The following is a 17,940-nucleotide window of genomic DNA, read 5'->3' on the forward strand; positions in this document are numbered from 1 at the left end:
TCATGGCTTGACGTCCTCCGTCGGGGGCTGTGCGGTGGGATCGGCATCCGAGAGGGGATCGGGTTCGGGGCCTGCCGTCGGGGTCGGATCCGCGGCAGCCTGGGGGTTGGCTGCGGAGGCAGGTGCGTCCTCGGGGGTGGCGGAGCCCTCGGAGGTCTTGGTCTCGTCATCAGCAGACTTGGACTTCCGCGCGCGACGTCTCTCCTCGGCACGCTGCCGGGCTGCCTTCGCGCGCTCCTCCTTGTCGTGGGCGGCACGGGTCGCCGCCGCCACCTTTGCCAGACCGTCGAAGCGGGGCTTGTGCGGGGCTGGAGCCGTTTCCGGGGTGACGGAGCGCTGGGAGCGGACGAGAACTCCGTTGACCTCGCGGGTGAACCAGCGAACCAGGCCACGTCCCATCACCTCGGTGTGGCCGGTCGAGGCGTCGATGCGCAGGCAGGTGGCCTCGTCGACGGCAACGGCACTGGAAAGCAGGCCGGACTCGACGTTCGAGATGATGAGGCCGTCGCCGGAAAGGGTGTCGTTGTGGGTGGAGATGGTCAGGCTGACCAGGCCAAGGCCCTCGACGAAGGTGACCTCGTCGAAGCCCTCAGCACCTGTCTGCTGGCCGACCTGGCGTCCCTGCAATTTCCAGCCCCCTGCCAGAGCGGTGACGCACGGGGCCATCGCACCGGCCGAGAAGCCGAGCCAGGGAGCACCGCCGCGCACCAGCATCGAGAGCTGCTCGGCGGCCGGTGCAAGACCGTTGATGTAACTGGGGACGGCACCGCCGTCGACGATGATGCCGGCAAGGGCGTCGAGATTGTCGGGGAGCTGGAAGGACTCGTCCTCGGCCCACAGCGGGGTGGCCGGGTCGCCCACCGTCGGGGCGGTACCCGGGCCGTCGAGGTGGATGGTGAGGATGTTCGCGTCAACCCACCGGGAGGTGACGATCCGCGTCAGTTCGGCGGCGTGGTCGGCGGACTCGGAGGGCGGACCGGCCACGACCAGCGCAATCGGAGCATCAGCATTGTGATGGCGGGCCTGGGAGACGAACTCGTCATAGACCTCCACCAGTGAGTCGTCGTATCCTCCGCCGACCAAGAACAAGCTCATGGGAACAGCCTATAGTGCCGCAACGATTGGTCTCGGGGGACCAGCGCCATGGCGGGGAACTGGTCAGGCCAGTGAGCGGACCTCGTCAACGATTCCGGGCATTGCGGCCTCGATGGCGTCGAGGGTGTCCTCGAACCCGTCGGCCGAGCCATACCAGGGGTCCGGCAGGGAGGTGCCAGGGGTGCAGTTGGGGTCGTAGTCGCGGATGAGACGGAGGTTGTCGGCGTCGGGGGCCATTCGCTTCATCATCTGGATGTGGCGTGGCTCGGCGGCTATGACGAGGTCGGCGGACATGATCTCGGACCCGTCGATCTGGTGAGCATTGTGGCCCGAGCAGGGGTATCCGTGGGACTTCAGGACGGACCTGGCTCGCGAATCCATCGGGCCGCCGTGTTCCTCATCGCTGACACCGGCGCTGGTGATGCGAGCGTCCAGGCCTTCGTTGGCGAAGACCTTCCTGGCGACGAATTCAGCCATCGGGGAACGACAGATGTTTCCCCAGCACACGAAGATGACGGAGGATGTGTTCTGGTTGCTCACAGGGGTTCCTTCCATGGTCGGTGGGTCCAGTCTGCCTGGTGTGGGGAGGCTCTTGCCGGGGTTCATACTCGCGGCGAACTACACGGAGCTGCCAGGAGATGCCCCGATTCGGCGATGCGAACGTCAACAGCGAGATTTTTGGGCAGCTTTGGATGACGGAGACTTGAATCCCAGACCGATATACTCCCACCTGCAATATCCTCAAACCACGAGATCCTGAGTCACGACCGACCGCGAACGAGGGGTTCAGCTGGCCATGCCCGTTGGGGTCACCTCCCAGGACTGGGCCACGCAACTTGGCTTAGACACCGCGGCACCCTGGCGCACCGGAGCACTCGACGTCACCCGCCAAGCCACTGCCAGTGGCCACTTCGTCAACGCCCGCTGCTACACCTCGGAAACCGAACGACGCAGCGTGCTGGACTCTGGCTCCACCACGACAACCAATACCGCCCGAACCCTTCTGGGCAACGACGCCGAACGCCTCTCGACGCTGCACCGATTGGACGCGTTCACAGCCGTGACCGTTCCTGAACGGTCACGGCTGTGAACTCTCGTGTGCCACAAATGATCCACCAAGTGGACGACCCGTGGGGCGAATCCGTCGCGGACCAAGCCCTGGACGACACGTCAATAGGGGAGAAGAAGACCGGGCTCACGGGCAAGGCGAGCCAGTCTCCTTCTACGGAAGTCCCGGGAGGGTGGGTCAGTTGGTACGCAGCTTCCCATCAGCCGGCCCCCGGTCCAGAGTGGCCTGGAAAGCGAGGTCCAGAGCCTTCACCTCGTCGTCGACCTGCTTGACGGTGGTGGCGGGATTGAACCACACACCGGTTGCGTGGGTGAGTGCCTTGTTGATCGCTTTGTACCCCTCTGCGTTCTTGCCGAGGAGGTACTTGTCACGGTTGATCCGTGTCTGCCAGATCTTCGTGTTGAGGCCGTTCTTGACGTACACGGTCGCCGCGTCGGTGGGCTTGAGGTCGCGGTAGGCCGCGACCTTCGCGTACGTGGACAGCACGTCGGCCTTGCTCTCGGCCAACTGCGCTGCGGTGCTGGTTGGGTTGATCGTGCGGATCAGGGCGCGTGTGATTGAGAAGCCCAGCTCGACGTGAGCAGCCTCCACCTTGTTGACCAGGTTATGGTTGGCCTGCTGGATGGTCTTCACGCTGGTGGTCAGCAGGTCGACACGAGCCGGGATGGTGGACAGATCCACCGGCGGCACCTTGCCGGCAATGATCGACTCGATCGCGGTGCGCAGTTCGAAGGCCGTGTCGAGGAGCTTGCGGATCTCCTCGCCGTAGTTGACCTTCGGAGCCTCGCTTGCGGGAACCTGCGCCTGGGGCATCTTATGCAGCTCGGCGATGCGGGCATTGACCTGCGCGAGTGCCTGCTCGGCGTCGACCTGGGCATGCTGGCGCGCAGCAGACTGGCTCACCGGAGCTGGCGCCGCCACGGCGACCGCGGGCGCCACCGGTGCAAGCACTGCCCCGGTCAAAATCGGGATGATAAGAGCCGAACGCTTCATGGGAATCCTCCTCGAGGGATGTGGAACAGCCATTGGGGCCGATCAGTGACTATCAAAGTCCTTCTCTCGTCAGAACCCCTTACTAACCTCCCCGCCACGATTGTGAACGAAAGTTATTCAATCTGACCGGAAGCTCTACTCATTCCTCGGATTTGTTGTTCGCCACAGGTATGGGCATTGCCGCAGCAACACCGGCAACTGCCTCGCCGGCGGATACGGCAGCGCCGGTTTGCGTTGTCGCTTCACGGTGGACCACTCAGTGACGCTGGGTGACCGACGTACAGCGCCGCGTGGTCATCACAGAGGGGATTAACGTCGAAGGCGTCAAGCTGGCGCTGATCGCCGTTCCCCGCCCGGACCGTGTCGCGGGCACCCCGTCCGCGAAACCTCCCACGGTCACGAACCTGCCGACTGCGGGAGTTGTATCTGCCATGGGGTTATACCTGCTCACTGCCTCAAACGTGCTGACTCTCGTCGGCGGGGTAGCGGCGTCGTGCCTATTCCTCATTCTGGCAGTTTCCCTCGCTGTGGTGGTCGTGCGTTTCAACGCCCTGCTCACTCCCCATGCCCACGCGCTGCAGGTGACGTTGGAGTGGCTGACCGTCCTCGTGGCGCTGATACTGGGTATCACACGCCAGTGGACTCGGATATATCGCGTATATGTCAATGGGAAGACCGAGAGATTCCACCACGCCTTGACCGATTAGCTGAGCTTACGTCCGCTTGCTACACCTCTGAGGCTGAACGGCGGGGTGAGTTCAGGGGGCTGAGCACGCCACTACAACTATCACCGGCCTCACATGGGCTACGGCAACCAGTCACCTTACCCGATTGGTCACCGTCTCAGCTGCGTGGCGGCAGTATGGCCCTAAGACGGCAGTGGCAAGCGTGGAACGTCAAATATGCCTTGGCCGTAGTACCCTGCGAGGATACCTACTGTTCTCCATGGGGGCCGGAGGTGGTGCTGCCAGGTGCATCCCACGACACGAAAAGGACCGGCCCACCCCAAGGGGGAGGGCCGGTCGTAAAAGTGTCTGGGAGACTTATAGGTCGGTGCTGAAGACGCTTGAAGGGTTAGCGCAGGGTGATCGTGACCTTCGCCGTGGTACTGCCTTGGTTGAGGTGCAACCGCGCCACCCGGTCGCCTGGGTGGGAGGTGACGTGGGCGCCGGACGCCTGCACGTCGTACCCGTGGGGCGCTGAGATGGCAGGGACCACCACAGTCGTCTCGTCCGACTCCTCCGCGCTCGACCCGTCGGGCCGCTGGGCGGTCCAGGTCATGGTGAACACGCGTCGGGACCGGTCGTGGTGGTACGCGGATGGGGTGCCCGCGACACGGTCCGGGTGGGGAACGGCGATCAGCGCCAGCTTGGCGCTTTCGACGTTGGTCCCCTGGGGTGGCCGAGCTGGGTCGTCGACGAGGGCTTGCTCGGTGCCCGGGCCGGCTGTGGTGGGATCACCGGCAGTGTAGGCCCACCACTGGACGCCGACCCGGTTGCGAGCTGCCAGGTCCATCTGGGACGTGATCACCGCGGGGGTCGTGATGGCGCCGAACTCGGTGAGCATCAGCCCCGACCCGGTCTGACGTGAATGCTTCTCTGCGTTAGTGAAGACCCGGTTGTCGGGCGCAGTGCATCCGACATAGGAGTGGAGGGTGGCCTGGCTGGTGCAGTAGTCGTGGAAGCTCAACCCCAGGTTGGATCCCGTGAGCCGGACGTTGGTCCCGACACCTATGTTGAAGAACTGCATCGGCTCGTACCAGACAGTGGTGGCCTTGTCGACCGAGCGGATCGCGTCGACAGTCTTCTGCTGGACGGCCGACAGTCGCGCGTCAGCAGCGCGGCAACCGAGCTGCGTGAGGCACCGCGTGTAGCGGTGGCCCGGGAACGGCTCGTTGAACAGGTCGTAGCCCTGCACGCCGGGCACGTTTCGGAAATGCTCGGCCACATGTCGCCAGGCGCTGGCGTAGTGGTCGGCAACACCGATGCCGTCGGAGGCCTTGGCGTTGTCGTAGAAGGAGTCGAAGGAGTATTTGACGGCCTCGTTGAGGAAATAGTTGCCGGGGAAGCCCGTCTTGACGATGTTGGGCATGCCGTGGTCGAGCGCGGCCCAGGCAGGCCACCCCTCCCCCTGATACTTCTCGTTGACCATGTCCTGATGGAAGTCGAGGACACTGGCGATGCCGTGGGCGTTGAGGATCCGCACGGTGCGTTCGACCCGGGCCAGGTAAGCGTCGTCGTAGACGCCCGGCCGAGGCTCGACGCCGGCCCACAGCACCCCCAGCCGGACGCTGGTGAACCCCTGCGCCTCGAGGAAGGCTGCGTCGTCTTCACCGAAACCGACGGCATCGGGGGCGTAGGGGGCGCTCTTGGCGACCTCGTTGATCCCCTGCGTGATGACCACGCGGTGCTGGGCGTCGGTCACCCAACGCCCCTGGGTGGTCCACCGTGAAGCGTCGACGCGAACTGGCGCTGCCGTATCCTCCGGCGAGGCAGTTGCCGGCACTGCTGTGGCAACGCCCATCCCTGTGGCGAACAGGGACAAAGCTACAAATCCGAGGGCAGACTTTCGACGCATGGCAATTCCTTCTTCTAATGTCAACTACCAACAGCCGCCAGGATGAATCGGGCTGGAGATGACTGGCGAGGTACCAGCATATATGAAGAGGGCTCTTCGGTGGGGTGACGAGCGTGATACACGGAGCTATAGCGCGCCAAGTAGCCGCGAAATTAGCATGACCGGCGGGCTCACGAAAGTATAGCGTTCGGTCATATCAGATAACTTTCGTTCACAGTTGTGCGGTTATTATTTCTTGCATGGAGCCTTAAGCTGGGGTTGGGTTGTGTGGATAGCTTCAGTTGGCCTTAGTATGGCGCCTGTCTGGCTAGAAGGCCAAGGGGCTTGCCGCAGGTCATATCGTGGAACGCCGAGGGCAAGCAGCAGGACACCCTACGGGGAGTTGCGCCCCCGCTGATCCCCACCGCCAAGTCGTATGGAATCTCTCGGGGGTTACCTTAGGGGCGTTGACCTCACTGACCGAGTTAGGAGAATTCTCAATGTGATGTATCGTTTAGGCTACCCCTTGAGATGAAATTTTTGTAGGCTACCCTTTTCGAATTGAATCAATATGATTCACGAAATTCGCCCCGTGTTCCGCTGAGGAGTCACTGATGAAGATCAACGCACGATTCGCCGTCATGGCCGCGAGTGTGGCCGTCCTGATGGCTGCCGCGCCGACTGCGCAGGCTGTTACTTCGCCGGGGGATATCCATCCCTTGGTCCAGGCAGCCCACAGCCCCGACGGTATTCCCGGTAACGGCGTCGGGCCGGAATTCCATACGTCGTCGATGGCGCGTTCCTACAGCGAGAAGCACCTGGGTGTGGCGCCGCGGGGTGTGAACGACTTCTCCTGCAAGGTCAAGCCCGGCGACCGACCGGTCATCCTGATTCCCGGTACTGGCGGCAATGCGTTCGCCACATGGTCCTTCTACGGACCCCATCTGGCCCATGAGGGGTACTGTGTCTACACCTTCACCACCAATGTCCCCGCGGGGATCCTCGACGAGGGCTGGGGCTTCACCGGTGACGTGCGCGCCTCCGCGCAGGCGCTGGGTGCCTTTGTGGATCGGGTCCGGAAAGCGACGGGCTCTGAGAAGGTCGACGTCGTCGGACATTCGCAGGGTGGCGGCATCCTGCCGAACGCCTACATCAAGATGTATGGCGGAGCGTCCAAGGTCGACAAGCTGATCGGACTGGTGGCCGCCAACCACGGCACCACCGCCGTCGGTCTCTACAAGCTTGTCGACGGCCTGCCCGAGGCTGTGAAGGATTTCCTTAGCACGTGGAGCTACGACCACAACATGGAGGCCTACGGCCAGCAGCTCAAGGGATCAGCGTTGATGCAACAGGTTTACCGTGACGGCGACACCGTCCCGGGTATCGCCTACACCGTCATCTCCACCCGGCTCGACACGACGGTCACGCCCTACACGCAAGCCTTTCTCAAGGGCGCCAAGAACATGACCGTGCAGGACGCCTGCCCTCTGGATGCCTATGGCCACGGCCGCCTACCCTATGATCCCGTCGCCTACCAGATGGTGCTCAACGCCCTCGATCCGAACCACCCACGAGAGATCTCCTGCACGTGGCGGCCCCGGGTTCTGCCCGTATCCACCACGGATGCTGCATGAACTGTGGCAGGTCAGGGTTCTCCAGCGCCGTGCGGCGTGGCCACCAACCACGACTGTGGTGACAACGAACAGTAGCTCGGTCCCTGCCTTGTGCCGGGCGGCGCTGCCATGTCGTCCATCAGGGTTAGGTCGTGGTGGGCACGTCGTCTGCGTGGGTGACTACCTGTACGTTCACCTCTAAGTGAACTGACCGGGGATGTTGGTCAATCGTGAGAAGGGCGGCTGGTTCCCGCAGGCCGGGTGGGGCCGGTGGTGGTTGTAGTAGTGCAGCCAGTCGCCGAGCTTGCCACGGCGCTCCGCCTCGGAGATGTAGCAGCGGGCGTAGGCCCAGCCGTCGGCCAGGGTGCGGTGGAACAGTTCGATCTTGCTGTTGGTCTGCGGCCGGTACGGGCGGGTGCGCTTGTGCTTGATGCCGAGCTCGTTGCAGGTGTTGCGCCACAGGTGTGAGCGGTAGACGCCGCCGTTGTCGGACAGGACCCGCTCCACGGTGACGCCGCGCTGGTGCTCGCCGCCACGTGGGGATCGGTTGTCGGGTCAGTCGACGGGGCTGACCCGGATGAGGTTGCCGTCGGGGTTGGCGATCACGAAGGTGCGGCCGAACACGTCGTCGTGCGGTTCCTCGATGACGTGTACGCCCTTCGCGACCCCCTCTCGGTAGGCGTCATCGACCGCCGCGGACGACCGGGGACCATGAGTCCGATCTCGCTCGTGCGGGGCGTGTCGCGGGTGGTGTCCCCTTTGCCCGGTCCAGATGGCGAACAGCACCCCGGGTGTCACCTCGAAGGCGACGTAGCGCGGGCTGGTGAAGTTGGGCTCGATGTCGAACAAGTCGCTGTAGAAGGCGGTGGACCGTTTGGCGTCGCTGACGTAGGTCAGGAACAGGTTGGGTGCCGACATGGGTGTCTCTCGGGTCAGTGGATCATTTGGCACTAGCCGATCACCAAAACAGGACAACTCATGTCATGTTTTCTGCGAGGATCGGGGCCATGAAGTCCTCGAGGCTGTTGTCGATCCTGCTGCTCCTACAGACCCATGAGCGGATGACGAGCCAAGAATTGACCCGACGATTCGAGATTTCACCGCGCACGATCCTGCGTGACGTCGAAGCATTGCCAGTTGCGGGCGTTCCGATTCACACGGTGGCGCGATCGTGCTGGACGGCCGGGCTCGGCTGGACGTCGCTCGTCTCGATCCGGGAGAGCTTCAGCTGCTCACTGTCGCGGGGCTGGACGCCGACCTTCTTGAGCAGGTCGGGCTGCAGGCAGTCCACGCCAGCGCCCAGGAGAAAATGACGGCCGTCGCCACGCGAGGACAGGTGCTTGGTACCCCGCCCCTGTCCGAGGTACTCCTCATCGACCCATCAGGGTGGTTCACGACCGGAAAGGAACTCGGCCTGCTGACCGCAGCGAGAGAGCGACGTCGCATCCGCCTGTGCTACCGACGGAGCGGAGAAACCAGCGGGCAATGGCTCACCGCGGACCCGTACGGGCTCGTGAACAAGGCTGGCTCCTGGTATCTCGTGGCCGACGTCGATGGGCACCCCCCGCATGTTCAACACCAGCCGTATCGAAGAGCGCGATCCCCTCACGGATGTCGCGGTGCTCCGACCAGACTAAGACCTGCGGTCGGTATGGCACGACCTGGTGACCAGCTTCGAGCCGACCCCCGGCGTCGAGGTGCATGCGCTGCTGCGCTCAACCCGCCTGGACCTGGCCCAACGAATTCTCGGAACCCGCATGGCCAACGTCACCTATACCGAGGATGCGTGGACTCTGATCACTGTCCGCTACCCCGATGTCGAATCGGTGCGACAGCTCCTCTATCTCGGCGACCACATCCGCATTCTGAACCCAGCTGAAGCGGTCGAACAGTTCCACGACCTCGCCGCCCAGATCATGCGAGCTCACTCGACAAACAGCTCAACTAACGTCTCCGGTTAGTACATCTCAGGCGCCTCGTTGGTCGCCTTGCCGCAGGAAGGGACGATCATCCGCGTCGGCACGCACTCGGAGCTCTTGGCGACAGTCCCGGAGTACCGAGAGCTGCTGAGCGCCTACGACGCTGAGCAGGGGGATGTCCGGCGAGTCCGTGGAGAATCCGGGAGAGGAGGTTGATCGCGACCGACGGGAAGGCTGAACGCGACAGCACTTTCGAGATGTCCACCGCCGAGGAGAAGCGCGCAGCAGAGGACCAGCGCATCGCCGAGCTTATGGGGCATGGGTCCGACGGCCGCATGTCCGCCGTCCTCACCCCATCGCCACCGGTGCCATGCTGCTGCTTGTCATGGACTGGCGACTGGGCCTCATCTGCTGGCGTCGCTGTTCTTCGTCTCACCGCTGGTGAAGTGGTTTTCGGCGGAGTCGAGCCGCACATTCCGCAAGGTCCGCAACGCCTCGGCCCAGGTCATCATCCAGCTCTCCGAGACGATGACCGGCATCGAGGCGGTCCAGGCCTACTATCGCGAGCCGCGTAATCAGGAGATCTTCACCTAGCTGGCTGACCGGTGTCGCGGCATCAGTGTCCGGGCGATGCGGCTCTTCGTGATCTTCATGCCGGGCATCACCTTGATCGGCAACATCACCGTCGGCCTCATGCTGCTCACCGGCGGCTACTTCGCCTTGCGCAGATGAACGACGGTCGGTGTCCTGACGACCTTCCTGCTGTACCCTCGTCAGTTCTTCGAGCTACACACCTTCCAGTCGGCATCCTCGTCCCTGTACGCTCCCTCGGAGCGTTTGGTGCAGCGGGCTTTGGGGACGATCCCTGCCGACCGGACCGCCGTCATCATTACCCATCGTCTGTCGACGGTGGAGATTGCCGATTGGGTGCTCGTGCTGGAACACAGCCAGATCCTGGAGAACGGATCCCCGGCCGAGCTGGAGGCCCAGGGAGGACGCTATGTCGGGCTTCACAAGCCTGGTAGGAGTCACCTGCCTGACGGCGACGTATCCGAGGCACACCCTGAATCCCGGAGGCGGGATTGAATACCGTCCTCGCCACCATCACGTGGTGCGGTAATCGCGATTCTAATGGTGGTTGTTGCTGCGACAATTGGCAGCACTCACGGTCATGACCGGCATTTCCACCACGTCGGCAGACTTCATCTCTTTGCTGCCCCAACTCAGACACACAAGAACCCTGGCCCGGGACCCCCTCAGGCCAGAGTTTTTCAGTATGAGGTTGTGTCGATCCTCGGATCAGACACCAGTTTTCGGCAGGCCGGGTTTGCCGTTGCTGGAGCCTTTGTCAGATCCGGGGGTTCCTAGATTGACGTCGTGGCCCGGGGTGCCAGACTGGCCCGGTTTCGGGGCCGGGATCACAGCGCCACCAGGATGATCGCCGGACGGTACTGACAGCTTGGCGGCGAAGCGCACCGTGGTGCCGGAATCCGGGAAGGTGAAAACGGTGGTGGCCTCACCGCTGACCAGCCCCTTGGCGGTCGGTACTTTGACGGACACGGAGGACCAGCCGTCCTTAACCGGAGTGGTGGCGACGTCGACGGTCTTGTCGTCCTGGACGATCTGGGCCTTCATGATCGTGTTGACTACAGCATCCTTGGAGGTGAAATCCACGGTGTCGGGGCAACAGCCTTATCGGCAGGTTTACCGAGGGTGAAGGTGGTGTCCCTGGACGTGCCCTCGTGGAGCGAGGTTGTCAGGGAGACAGCGCGTTTGGCGAAGTCTGGCTTAAGGGTCTTGCGGGCCTTGATCCAATCCACCCAAGCGGATAGGTTAATCTTGCCGCTATCGACGGGTTTAGAACCCTTGGCTAGCTCCGTGAAATTGTCTCTACCGGCGATTAGGAAGGAACCGGAACCCACGGAGTAAGTGCCTTTGGGGTCGATCGGCTTGCCGTTCACCCACACGGAGGTGATGCGTTCGCCCTCCTTGCGGGACTCATCGTAGGTGTAGGTGACGTTCGAGGACACGCCGAGCTGCAGGTATGGACGTGACGGGACCTCGCCGTCCCGGCGCGTTGCCACTGCTGCTCAAGCACCTTCTTGAACTGGGCGCCGGTGATTCTGGTGGTCGTCAACGTGTTAGCGAAGGGGAGTACCTGGGCTGCCTGCTTGTAGGTGATGTCCTTGTCGAGCAGAGAGGCGCGGGTTCCACCGGGGTTTTGTAGGCCGATGAAGTTCGGGTCGTCTTTGCCCAAGGTGTCCTTGAACATGTCGGCGACCATATTGGTCATCGTCGATTCACGGTCGCGGACCTCGGCGCCGAACTACTGATCGGATGTGTTCGACGGCGTGGTGATCGGTGCGGTTTCATGCCCAATGACGGTAGTGCCAGCCTTGTCCGACTTGGCCTTGGCGTCGTCGTAGATCGAAGAAATCTTGGCGATCGTTGGGTCGTCAGCCGGGGTTGTGGCCGGGTCAATGAATGAGGCGCCGGTAGAGCACAGTTTCTTCTGCTGTGAATTCCACGCCACGTTCACCTTGGCCAGGTGCTGGCCGTAGGAGCCGGCCTGCAGGAGCGGGGCGCCGGCCTTGTCCTTCCACGAGTACACCTGGTGAGTGTGGCCGTTGAAGACGACGTCAACATCGGTGGACGTGTCAGCGTAGACCGGTGCGAAGTTGCCGCCCTGGCTGGCGGCATCCCCGGAACCGTCGGCAGCGCCTTCGTGGTATTCGGCAACGACGACGTCGGCCAGGCCCTCGCTTTTGAGACGCTTGGCCTCGGCATTCACAGCCTTAACCGGATCACCAATGGTGAGGTTGGAAATGCCGGCAGGGGAGACCAAGGAGGGCAGGTCGTGGGTGACAGCGCCGACGACACCGATGCGCACCCCATCCTTGACAATGATCGTCGACGCTTTGAGGGGAGCCGCCACTTTCGTGGTGCCCTTTTCGTAGACGTTGGCGCCGAGGTAGGGGCTGTTGAGATGAGGCACGATGCGCTCGGCTAGGTCCTTCCAGCCCTTGTCGAACTCGTGGTTGCCGACGGCATTGGCGTCGACACCAGCGGCGTTGAGCACGTCGATGGTGGGCTCGTCGTTGAGGGAGCCAGACTCGAAGGTCGATCCACCAACATTGTCGCCAGCGTCGAGCAGCAGGACCTTGTCGGCTCCGTTGGCGTTGCGGGCCTCGACGACAGGGGTGAAGAGGTTGGCTCCGGTAGCGATACGGCCGTGAAAGTCGTTGAAGTTGAAAATGTCGACGTTCTTGTCGCCATTGCACGACGCGACCGGCGCGGACGAGGTGCCACTCGTGCTCGGTGCTGCGAAATCAGGCTTGGCAACGAAGCTGCCCGCGGCCATACACAGTACCGATAGGCCGATAATGCGAGCCCTGCGTCGGTGATTCATGGGCTCCCCCTGGATTCGTCCGAATGATGCTGTGTGCCCAAAAGCGTACAAGGCTAGCTTCGCCTATTTTTGGCCGTCCTGGCAATGGTTCTGGCGAACTTCACCGCCAGGAATTCGCTGTGTCGGCACCTTGACCTGAAAGCGGCCAAAGTTGAGGCAAATCTGCTTTCGTTCAGCCACGACCGACGCTGCCCCTGATCAATGTGCACTGGTCGACCATGCCCGGAATACGGCAGACGCCGTGACGAATCCGTCACGGCGTCCAGGTTTCAGATCTGCGGAATCCCCTCGGCAGGAACCCCTTCGGGTAGTTCACCGTCATACCCCGGCGGCACATAGGCGCACGAAGGATCAGAGGCGAGATAATCCCCGGTCAAGGCGTAGGCGGTCGAACGAGACCCACCGCAGAAGTGGTTGAAATTGCATGCTCCGCACTTGCCGGAGAACCCATTCGGATTGCGCAACCCCTGGAAAACCGGCGATCCGCAATAGATCTCAGGGAAGGGCGTCTCCTTGATCGACCCACAGTGGATCGGTAGGAACCCTGACGGGTAGACATCACCGGTGTGGTCGATGAACGCGAACCCAGATCCAGAGTTGATCGCCAGTGGGGTGCGTGGCGGGCGCGGTTCTGTAATGGTTTCGCCCAGCAGCTCGTTGGTTTCGCGGGTCAGCCACTCGTAGAGCTCGCCGTGGCGAACCGGCCGCTCCTTGCCTTGGCGGACGGCGTCGCGCTGGAAAGCGATGCGCCGATACTGAGGGGCTTCGGTCGTCTTGATGGCAATGCGGGTGGAGTTGTCGTGCAGCCAATACAGGACGTCCTCGCGCTCCAGGGGCGAGAGCATATCGAGCTGGGCGCCACGCCCGGTCGGCACCAACATGAATGTGTAGAACATCATCGCCCCGAGGTCGATGGCGTTCTTAAGCATCTGTGGCGCCTCGTGGATGTTCTTAGCCGTGAACACCGTATTGAGCTGGAACTTCATCCCTAGCTCGCGAAGCATGTGGCAGGCCTCGACGGTGTGGTCGAAAGTGCCAGGGAAACCCCGGAAGGCGTCGTGGGTCGTGGCTGAGCCGCCATCCAAGGACATCGACATCATCGACACCCCAGCTTCCTGCACCGCCCTGACCCTGTCGCGGGTAAATAGCGGGGTCACTGATGGCGAGATCGACACGTGCAGGCCCTTGCTGACGGCGTACTCGATGAGGTCGACGAGGTCAGGGCGCTCGAAACAGTCACCGCCGGTGAGGATGAGCATCGGGTAGGGACGCTCGTAGCTGGTCAGCTGATCGATGAGTTCGTGGCCTTGGGCGTTGGTGAGCTGGCCAGGGGCGGCATGGTGCTGGGCCTCGGCGCGGCAATGCTGGCAGACCAGGGCGCAGGCGCGGGTAACCTCCCAGATGACGATGAAAGGCTTGTTGTTGAGGTCGTGCTTGATCTCGCGGACGAGCGGGCTGTGGCCTGGATGACCTCCCGGATGGCCACCGGGGTGTCCTGTGGGCGCACTGCCGGGCCGGGTCAGGTGGTCAGGGTGCTCAGTGATGGTCACTAATTCTCCTCCTTCGAGGTGATGTGGCGTGCGAGACGGCGTCCAGCAGCAATTGCGGTGCCAACTCCGGCACCGTCGATACCGGCCCCTCCCACATGGAGACCGGTGCCGTTGAGGGTCGCGGCGAGCTGGGCCATGCGCTCCCGGTGGCCAGGAGCTGGTTGCGGCATGGCGCCGCGGTGTCGCTCAATGACGTAGTCGTGGGGGTCAAGAGCCAGTCCGAGACGTCTCAACTCTGCCACGCTCATGGCGACGAGGTCGTCGTCAGATAGATCGTCGATGGGGGTTCCACGCTGCCGACCCATGGCGATCCGAAAGGTGGGTTTGGCGAGGTGCCACGTCGTCGAGAGATTGGTCACCTGACGCACCAGGGCAGACCATGCCGAACCAATGAACCACGTTTGGGCCGTAGCGATCGGGTGGTCAGTAAGGTCAGCCTGCATAACCAGCGTGGCAACGGTAGTGCTTTCACACTGCGACAGCAGCTCGGAAGCTCGCGGGCATGCGGTAGCAAGCAGGGCACCCGCAACCCTGGCGGGGGTGGCAATGATGACGTCATCAACAGCAACCGATCCAACGCCATGCGGACCAGTGACATCGACTACCCATTCGTGGCCGACCTGACGGATTCCCCTGGCACGGGTATTCGTATGAATGGTGAGCTCCCTAGCCAATGCTTCCGGCAACATCATCAGGCCGTGTTTCCAGGTGGCGGTGGCGGGGGTGCGCGGACCGGATCGCTGTGAATGATGGCGGAGCTGCGACCACCGTCCGGCAGCATTGCGTTTGAGAGTTCCGGCGACGATGGAGTCGCCGTTCCTGACCGTCTGCTCCAAAGCGGGGGCGGCAACTGCTAGCGAGAACGTGTTGAGGTCGGCGGCGTGAATACCCCCCAGTAGCGGGTCGACGACGGCGCGGCTCACCTCGTCACCAAATCTTTCGGCGATGAATTGGCCGACGCTGACGTCGTCAAGGTGCGGGTGAGCGTTGAAAGGTTCGAGCCCGGCCCGTAACAGTCCGGCAGGGGAGAGGATGCGCGAGGCAATAGTGGGGAGGAACTTCGTGGGCCCTACTGGTGTTACGCCGGACGGCATCTCGACGACTCCACGCCGGCTCGACAATAAGACGCGCCCAGGAACGGGATGACGCATGGAGTCCGTTAGTCCCAGCTCCGCAACGAGTGCGGCGACGCCCGGGGCGCGAAGAGGCACGGCTTCAGGTCCCATGTCGACCACATCAGAACCAAGACGACGGGACCTGACCTGGCCGCCAACGCCCTGCCCCGCTTCGAGGACGACGGGACGACAGCCGTGGCTGTGTAGGTGGTGTGCGGCTGCCAGGCCCGTCATTCCGGCACCGATGACTGCCACTGTTTTGCTCACCGTTTGAGGGTACGCACGTTCTGGCACCAATCGAAGTCCGGGGTAGGAACCAGGAACAACCTACGCAACGGTAACCTCATCTTTGGTGTCTCTTTACGGAACGGTAGGTTTCGCTTGGAAACGGGACTTGTTGGCGTTCAGAATTGAGTTACGGAACACTTAACCAGGAGGAAGATGTGACCGAGACCATTTGTGCCGACGAAGGCGGCACGGATCCGTTCGTCCTTCCGGCGCGGCAACACCCCGTTAATCGTCCTGATCCTGCAATGGTGCGGATCCTCGACGAGCAGGGACGCCTCACCACACACCCCGACTTTCCTGTTGACCTGGTCGACGACGACCTCGTCAAGGCTCTCGAGATGATGGTCATGACGCGACGCTTCGACGTCGAGGCTACCGCCCTGCAGCGCCACGGCGAATTGGGTTTGTGGCCGCCGCTATTGGGACAGGAGGCCACCCAGGCTGGCGCTTGGTTGGCACTGAGAGAGGGAGACCAGGTGTTTCCGACCTACCGCGAGCAGGGCCTGGCCCACGCCATGGGCGTCAGTCTGGCTGACATCCTTGGAGCTTGGGACGGGACCTCTCACTGCGGCTGGGATACCGTCGCGACCCACTTCAGCGCATATCCAGTGATGATCGGGTCGGGAACCCTGCATGCCGTCGGCTATGCCATGGGTGTCCAGCGTGACGTCGAGGCTGGAGGTGATCCGGCTGCCGTGCTGGATTTCCACGGTGACGGCGCGATGAGCGAGGGGGACACGAACGAGGCTTATGTTTTTGCGGCTTCGATGAACGCCCCCGTGGTATTCGTATGCGTCAATAACCAGTGGGCGATTTCAGAGCCGACCACGGTGCAGTCGCCCACGTCTCTTTTCCGCCGCGCCACCGGGTTCGGCATCCCTGCCGTGCAAGTCGACGGCAACGACGTCATCGCCATGATGGCCGTGCTGCGATCGGCCCTCGAATATGCCCGTAGCGGAAAGGGGCCGGTGTTCGTCGAGGCGTGGACCTACCGGATGGGTGCTCACACCACCACCGACGACCCCACCCGCTACCGCACCGCAGAAGAGGAGTCGACGTGGGGTAAGACCGACCCCATCGTCCGGCTGCGCACGTATTTGCAGAACCGCGGGATTATCAACCAGGTGTGGCTTGACGGCCTCGCTGAGCGTGAGGACGCCTTCGGTGCTGAGGTTCGCGCTGCTGTTCACGAGAATGCCACGCCTGTGATGGCTGACCTTATGGCGGACGTGTACGCCGAGCCGACCCCCGACGTCCTGGCTGACGCCGAGGAAATCGCGTCGTGGGAGGAGGATAAGTGATGAGCGAGGAAGTATTGCGCAGTGCGCGTCCGCAGGGGGAGACCACCCTTGCCAAGGCCCTTAACGCTGGCTTATCCGATGCTCTGGCAGCCGACGATCGTGTTGTCCTCATGGGGGAGGACGTCGGGACCCTCGGTGGTGTCTTCCGCATCACGGACGGCCTCAAAGCCCAGTTTGGTGGCCGTCGAGTCATCGATACGCCGTTGGCAGAGTCAGGCATCGTCGGAACAGCGATTGGTATGGCCATGCGCGGGTACCGCCCGTGTGTGGAAATCCAGTTTGACGGCTTCAGTGCCCCAGCCTTTGACCAGATCGTTTCCCAGCTGGCCCGATACCGGGCTCGCGTCGGTGGCCGGTGGTCCCTGCCGGTGACGATCCGCATCCCCTTCGGAGGCGGTGTCGGCTCGCCAGAACACCACTCCGAGTCGCCGGAAGGCTTCTATGCGAATACGCCTGGTCTCAAGGTGGTTACCTGCTCCAACCCTGACGACGCCTACTGGATGCTGCGTCAGTCCATTGACAGCCCCGACCCGGTGATCTTCTTTGAGCCGAAACGTCGGTACTACACCCGTGGCCACGTTGCGCAGACACCGACGCTGGGGTTGCACCAGGCCCGAATCGCGCGCTCCGGCGAGGAGGTCACCCTGATCTGCTACGGCCCGATGGTCGATACCTGCTTGGAGGCGGCGAAGGAGGCGTCCCAGGAGGGGCGAAAACTCGAGGTTATTGACGTGCGTAGCCTCTCCCCGCTCGACATGGCGACTGTCTACGAATCGGTGCGCCGTACGACAAGGGCCATCGTCGTCCAGGAGGCGCCACGCACCCAGGGTGTCGGCGCGGAGATCGCGGCTCGGCTGGGTGAGGAGCTTTATTACGTTATGGAGGCCCCGGTACTGCGAGTCACCGGCTGGTCGACCCCCTACCCGCCGGCCAAGGCCGAGGGGGAACACATCCCGGACGTCGACCGCATTCTCGACGCCGTAGACCGCTCCCTGGCCTTCTGATTCTGAGAGGCATTCACGTGAAGAACTA

Annotated in this window: 22 protein-coding genes and 3 pseudogenes; 12 read left to right on the plus strand and 13 right to left on the minus strand. The window is 62.9% G+C overall.

The genetic code is table 11. The features are described 5' to 3' along the window. Entirely contained in the window at positions 1 to 1,095 is a 1,095-nt protein-coding gene (locus tag ACOYO3_RS01440; protein WP_002524458.1) for a cyanophycinase, read from the minus strand. A 63-nt stretch (positions 1,096 to 1,158) separates the two neighbouring features. Further along, the gene (locus ACOYO3_RS01445; RefSeq protein ID WP_254926927.1) at positions 1,159 to 1,602 is read right to left on the minus strand and encodes a low molecular weight protein-tyrosine-phosphatase; all 444 of its coding nucleotides are present in this window, start codon (positions 1,600 to 1,602) and stop codon (positions 1,159 to 1,161) included. Positions 1,603 to 1,648: 46 nt separating this feature from the next. On the opposite strand from ACOYO3_RS01445, the gene ACOYO3_RS01450 reads away from it, so the two are divergent. Then, entirely contained in the window at positions 1,649 to 1,855 is a 207-nt protein-coding gene (locus ACOYO3_RS01450) for a hypothetical protein (RefSeq protein WP_002519513.1), read from the plus strand. A 36-nt stretch (positions 1,856 to 1,891) separates the two neighbouring features. Next, a complete protein-coding gene (locus ACOYO3_RS01455) occupies positions 1,892 to 2,185 on the plus strand; it encodes a hypothetical protein (protein WP_002514536.1) in 294 nt (97 codons plus the stop codon). 156 nt (positions 2,186 to 2,341) lie between these two features. Here the strand turns inward: ACOYO3_RS01455 and ACOYO3_RS01460 are convergent, their stop codons facing one another. Further along, the gene (locus ACOYO3_RS01460; RefSeq protein WP_002516212.1) at positions 2,342 to 3,157 is read right to left on the minus strand and encodes a CAMP factor family pore-forming toxin; all 816 of its coding nucleotides are present in this window, start codon (positions 3,155 to 3,157) and stop codon (positions 2,342 to 2,344) included. A 170-nt stretch (positions 3,158 to 3,327) separates the two neighbouring features. Here ACOYO3_RS01460 and ACOYO3_RS01465 point away from each other — a divergent pair. Further along, positions 3,328 to 3,522: pseudogene (locus ACOYO3_RS01465) on the plus strand (cellulase family glycosylhydrolase); the annotation flags it as partial. Beyond that, positions 3,496 to 3,864 carry a hypothetical protein gene (locus ACOYO3_RS01470; protein WP_370530981.1) on the plus strand — a complete coding sequence of 123 codons (369 nt, stop codon included), beginning with the start codon at positions 3,496 to 3,498 and terminating at the stop codon, positions 3,862 to 3,864. The pseudogene ACOYO3_RS01465 and the gene ACOYO3_RS01470, both read left to right, overlap by 27 nt. Positions 3,865 to 4,231: 367 nt before the next feature. Here ACOYO3_RS01470 and ACOYO3_RS01475 read toward each other — a convergent pair whose 3' ends face one another. Next, on the minus strand, positions 4,232 to 5,734 hold the full coding sequence (locus ACOYO3_RS01475; RefSeq protein WP_002516234.1) for a cellulase family glycosylhydrolase: 1,503 nt from the start codon (positions 5,732 to 5,734) through the stop codon (positions 4,232 to 4,234). A 593-nt stretch (positions 5,735 to 6,327) separates the two neighbouring features. On the opposite strand from ACOYO3_RS01475, the gene ACOYO3_RS01480 reads away from it, so the two are divergent. After that, positions 6,328 to 7,347, plus strand: coding sequence for an esterase/lipase family protein (locus ACOYO3_RS01480; RefSeq protein WP_427305721.1), 1,020 nt, complete (start codon positions 6,328 to 6,330; stop codon positions 7,345 to 7,347). Positions 7,348 to 7,524: 177 nt separating this feature from the next. On the opposite strand, the pseudogene ACOYO3_RS01485 reads toward ACOYO3_RS01480, so the two are convergent. Both ACOYO3_RS01485 and ACOYO3_RS01490 read right to left on the minus strand, forming a co-directional pair. Further along, positions 7,525 to 7,845, minus strand: a pseudogene (locus ACOYO3_RS01485) (integrase core domain-containing protein); the annotation flags it as partial. 36 nt (positions 7,846 to 7,881) lie between these two features. Next, the gene (locus ACOYO3_RS01490) at positions 7,882 to 8,244 is read right to left on the minus strand and encodes a VOC family protein (protein ID WP_002520721.1); all 363 of its coding nucleotides are present in this window, start codon (positions 8,242 to 8,244) and stop codon (positions 7,882 to 7,884) included. 65 nt (positions 8,245 to 8,309) lie between these two features. On the opposite strand from ACOYO3_RS01490, the gene ACOYO3_RS01495 reads away from it, so the two are divergent. The 3 genes and pseudogenes from ACOYO3_RS01495 to ACOYO3_RS01505 all read left to right on the plus strand — a co-directional run bounded on the left by ACOYO3_RS01495 (position 8,310) and on the right by ACOYO3_RS01505 (position 9,287). Further along, complete coding sequence (locus ACOYO3_RS01495; protein WP_002519691.1) at positions 8,310 to 8,639, plus strand: HTH domain-containing protein; 330 nt, start codon at positions 8,310 to 8,312, stop codon at positions 8,637 to 8,639. Next, a pseudogene (locus tag ACOYO3_RS01500) lies at positions 8,636 to 8,812 on the plus strand (hypothetical protein); the annotation flags it as partial. The gene ACOYO3_RS01495 and the pseudogene ACOYO3_RS01500, both read left to right, overlap by 4 nt. Positions 8,813 to 8,990: 178 nt before the next feature. After that, a complete protein-coding gene (locus ACOYO3_RS01505) occupies positions 8,991 to 9,287 on the plus strand; it encodes a WYL domain-containing protein (protein WP_002514528.1) in 297 nt (98 codons plus the stop codon). A gap of 46 nt (positions 9,288 to 9,333) precedes the next feature. On the opposite strand, the gene ACOYO3_RS01510 is transcribed toward ACOYO3_RS01505, so the two are convergent. Next, positions 9,334 to 9,582, minus strand: coding sequence for a hypothetical protein (locus ACOYO3_RS01510; RefSeq protein WP_002524180.1), 249 nt, complete (start codon positions 9,580 to 9,582; stop codon positions 9,334 to 9,336). Between ACOYO3_RS01510 and ACOYO3_RS01515 the strand changes: the two genes are divergently transcribed. Next, the gene (locus tag ACOYO3_RS01515; protein WP_002514526.1) at positions 9,564 to 9,839 is read left to right on the plus strand and encodes an ABC transporter ATP-binding protein; all 276 of its coding nucleotides are present in this window, start codon (positions 9,564 to 9,566) and stop codon (positions 9,837 to 9,839) included. The two genes, ACOYO3_RS01510 and ACOYO3_RS01515, sit on opposite strands and share 19 nt — an antisense overlap. 243 nt (positions 9,840 to 10,082) lie before the next feature. Next, positions 10,083 to 10,331, plus strand: a complete 249-nt coding sequence (locus tag ACOYO3_RS01520) for an ABC transporter ATP-binding protein (RefSeq protein ID WP_002516278.1) — start codon at positions 10,083 to 10,085, stop codon at positions 10,329 to 10,331. A 213-nt stretch (positions 10,332 to 10,544) separates the two neighbouring features. Here ACOYO3_RS01520 and ACOYO3_RS01525 read toward each other — a convergent pair whose 3' ends face one another. The 6 genes from ACOYO3_RS01525 to hemG all read right to left on the minus strand — a co-directional run bounded on the left by ACOYO3_RS01525 (position 10,545) and on the right by hemG (position 15,553). Next, the gene (locus ACOYO3_RS01525; RefSeq protein ID WP_002518216.1) at positions 10,545 to 10,919 is read right to left on the minus strand and encodes a hypothetical protein; all 375 of its coding nucleotides are present in this window, start codon (positions 10,917 to 10,919) and stop codon (positions 10,545 to 10,547) included. Then, positions 10,892 to 11,221 (minus strand): hypothetical protein, encoded by a 330-nt coding sequence (locus ACOYO3_RS01530; protein WP_325176427.1) that lies wholly within the window; start codon positions 11,219 to 11,221, stop codon positions 10,892 to 10,894. The genes ACOYO3_RS01525 and ACOYO3_RS01530 overlap by 28 nt, the downstream gene beginning before the upstream one ends. Beyond that, complete coding sequence (locus tag ACOYO3_RS01535) at positions 11,203 to 11,538, minus strand: 5'-nucleotidase C-terminal domain-containing protein (protein ID WP_002516250.1); 336 nt, start codon at positions 11,536 to 11,538, stop codon at positions 11,203 to 11,205. Before ACOYO3_RS01535 ends, ACOYO3_RS01530 begins: the two co-directional genes overlap by 19 nt. A gap of 33 nt (positions 11,539 to 11,571) precedes the next feature. Next, complete coding sequence (locus tag ACOYO3_RS01540) at positions 11,572 to 12,606, minus strand: bifunctional metallophosphatase/5'-nucleotidase (protein ID WP_002524454.1); 1,035 nt, start codon at positions 12,604 to 12,606, stop codon at positions 11,572 to 11,574. Positions 12,607 to 12,923: 317 nt separating this feature from the next. Further along, on the minus strand, positions 12,924 to 14,204 hold the full coding sequence (locus tag ACOYO3_RS01545; RefSeq protein ID WP_002518160.1) for a TIGR04053 family radical SAM/SPASM domain-containing protein: 1,281 nt from the start codon (positions 14,202 to 14,204) through the stop codon (positions 12,924 to 12,926). Beyond that, positions 14,204 to 15,553, minus strand: a complete 1,350-nt coding sequence (gene hemG, locus ACOYO3_RS01550) for a protoporphyrinogen oxidase (protein ID WP_002519689.1) — start codon at positions 15,551 to 15,553, stop codon at positions 14,204 to 14,206. Before hemG ends, ACOYO3_RS01545 begins: the two co-directional genes overlap by 1 nt. A gap of 299 nt (positions 15,554 to 15,852) precedes the next feature. Here hemG and pdhA point away from each other — a divergent pair, with 299 nt between their 5' ends. Both pdhA and ACOYO3_RS01560 read left to right on the plus strand, forming a co-directional pair. Continuing rightward, positions 15,853 to 16,908, plus strand: coding sequence for a pyruvate dehydrogenase (acetyl-transferring) E1 component subunit alpha (pdhA, locus tag ACOYO3_RS01555; protein WP_002519500.1), 1,056 nt, complete (start codon positions 15,853 to 15,855; stop codon positions 16,906 to 16,908). Further along, positions 16,908 to 17,912, plus strand: coding sequence for an alpha-ketoacid dehydrogenase subunit beta (locus ACOYO3_RS01560; RefSeq protein WP_002519499.1), 1,005 nt, complete (start codon positions 16,908 to 16,910; stop codon positions 17,910 to 17,912). Before pdhA ends, ACOYO3_RS01560 begins: the two co-directional genes overlap by 1 nt. The last annotated feature ends 28 nt before the right edge of the window (positions 17,913 to 17,940 follow it).

Source organism: Cutibacterium sp. KBN10P07758 (assembly GCF_050286205.1).
Lineage (GTDB): Bacteria > Actinomycetota > Actinomycetes > Propionibacteriales > Propionibacteriaceae > Cutibacterium > Cutibacterium acnes.

What these genes read in the sequence shown, in the direction of transcription:
- ACOYO3_RS01440 (WP_002524458.1), bottom strand. Translation starts at nt 1,095, where the DNA reads ATGAGCTTGTTCTTGGTCGGCGGAGGATACGACGACTCACTGGTGGAG.
- ACOYO3_RS01450 (WP_002519513.1), top strand. Translation starts at nt 1,649, where the DNA reads ATGGTCGGTGGGTCCAGTCTGCCTGGTGTGGGGAGGCTCTTGCCGGGG.
- ACOYO3_RS01455 (WP_002514536.1), top strand. Translation starts at nt 1,892, where the DNA reads ATGCCCGTTGGGGTCACCTCCCAGGACTGGGCCACGCAACTTGGCTTA.
- ACOYO3_RS01460 (WP_002516212.1), bottom strand. Translation starts at nt 3,157, where the DNA reads ATGAAGCGTTCGGCTCTTATCATCCCGATTTTGACCGGGGCAGTGCTT.
- ACOYO3_RS01475 (WP_002516234.1), bottom strand. Translation starts at nt 5,734, where the DNA reads ATGCGTCGAAAGTCTGCCCTCGGATTTGTAGCTTTGTCCCTGTTCGCC.
- ACOYO3_RS01480 (WP_427305721.1), top strand. Translation starts at nt 6,328, where the DNA reads ATGAAGATCAACGCACGATTCGCCGTCATGGCCGCGAGTGTGGCCGTC.
- ACOYO3_RS01490 (WP_002520721.1), bottom strand. Translation starts at nt 8,244, where the DNA reads ATGTCGGCACCCAACCTGTTCCTGACCTACGTCAGCGACGCCAAACGG.
- ACOYO3_RS01495 (WP_002519691.1), top strand. Translation starts at nt 8,310, where the DNA reads ATGTTTTCTGCGAGGATCGGGGCCATGAAGTCCTCGAGGCTGTTGTCG.
- ACOYO3_RS01515 (WP_002514526.1), top strand. Translation starts at nt 9,564, where the DNA reads ATGGGTCCGACGGCCGCATGTCCGCCGTCCTCACCCCATCGCCACCGG.
- ACOYO3_RS01510 (WP_002524180.1), bottom strand. Translation starts at nt 9,582, where the DNA reads ATGCGGCCGTCGGACCCATGCCCCATAAGCTCGGCGATGCGCTGGTCC.
- ACOYO3_RS01535 (WP_002516250.1), bottom strand. Translation starts at nt 11,538, where the DNA reads ATGACCAATATGGTCGCCGACATGTTCAAGGACACCTTGGGCAAAGAC.
- ACOYO3_RS01540 (WP_002524454.1), bottom strand. Translation starts at nt 12,606, where the DNA reads ATGGCCGCGGGCAGCTTCGTTGCCAAGCCTGATTTCGCAGCACCGAGC.
- hemG (WP_002519689.1), bottom strand. Translation starts at nt 15,553, where the DNA reads ATGACGGGCCTGGCAGCCGCACACCACCTACACAGCCACGGCTGTCGT.
- pdhA (WP_002519500.1), top strand. Translation starts at nt 15,853, where the DNA reads ATGGTGCGGATCCTCGACGAGCAGGGACGCCTCACCACACACCCCGAC.
- ACOYO3_RS01560 (WP_002519499.1), top strand. Translation starts at nt 16,908, where the DNA reads ATGAGCGAGGAAGTATTGCGCAGTGCGCGTCCGCAGGGGGAGACCACC.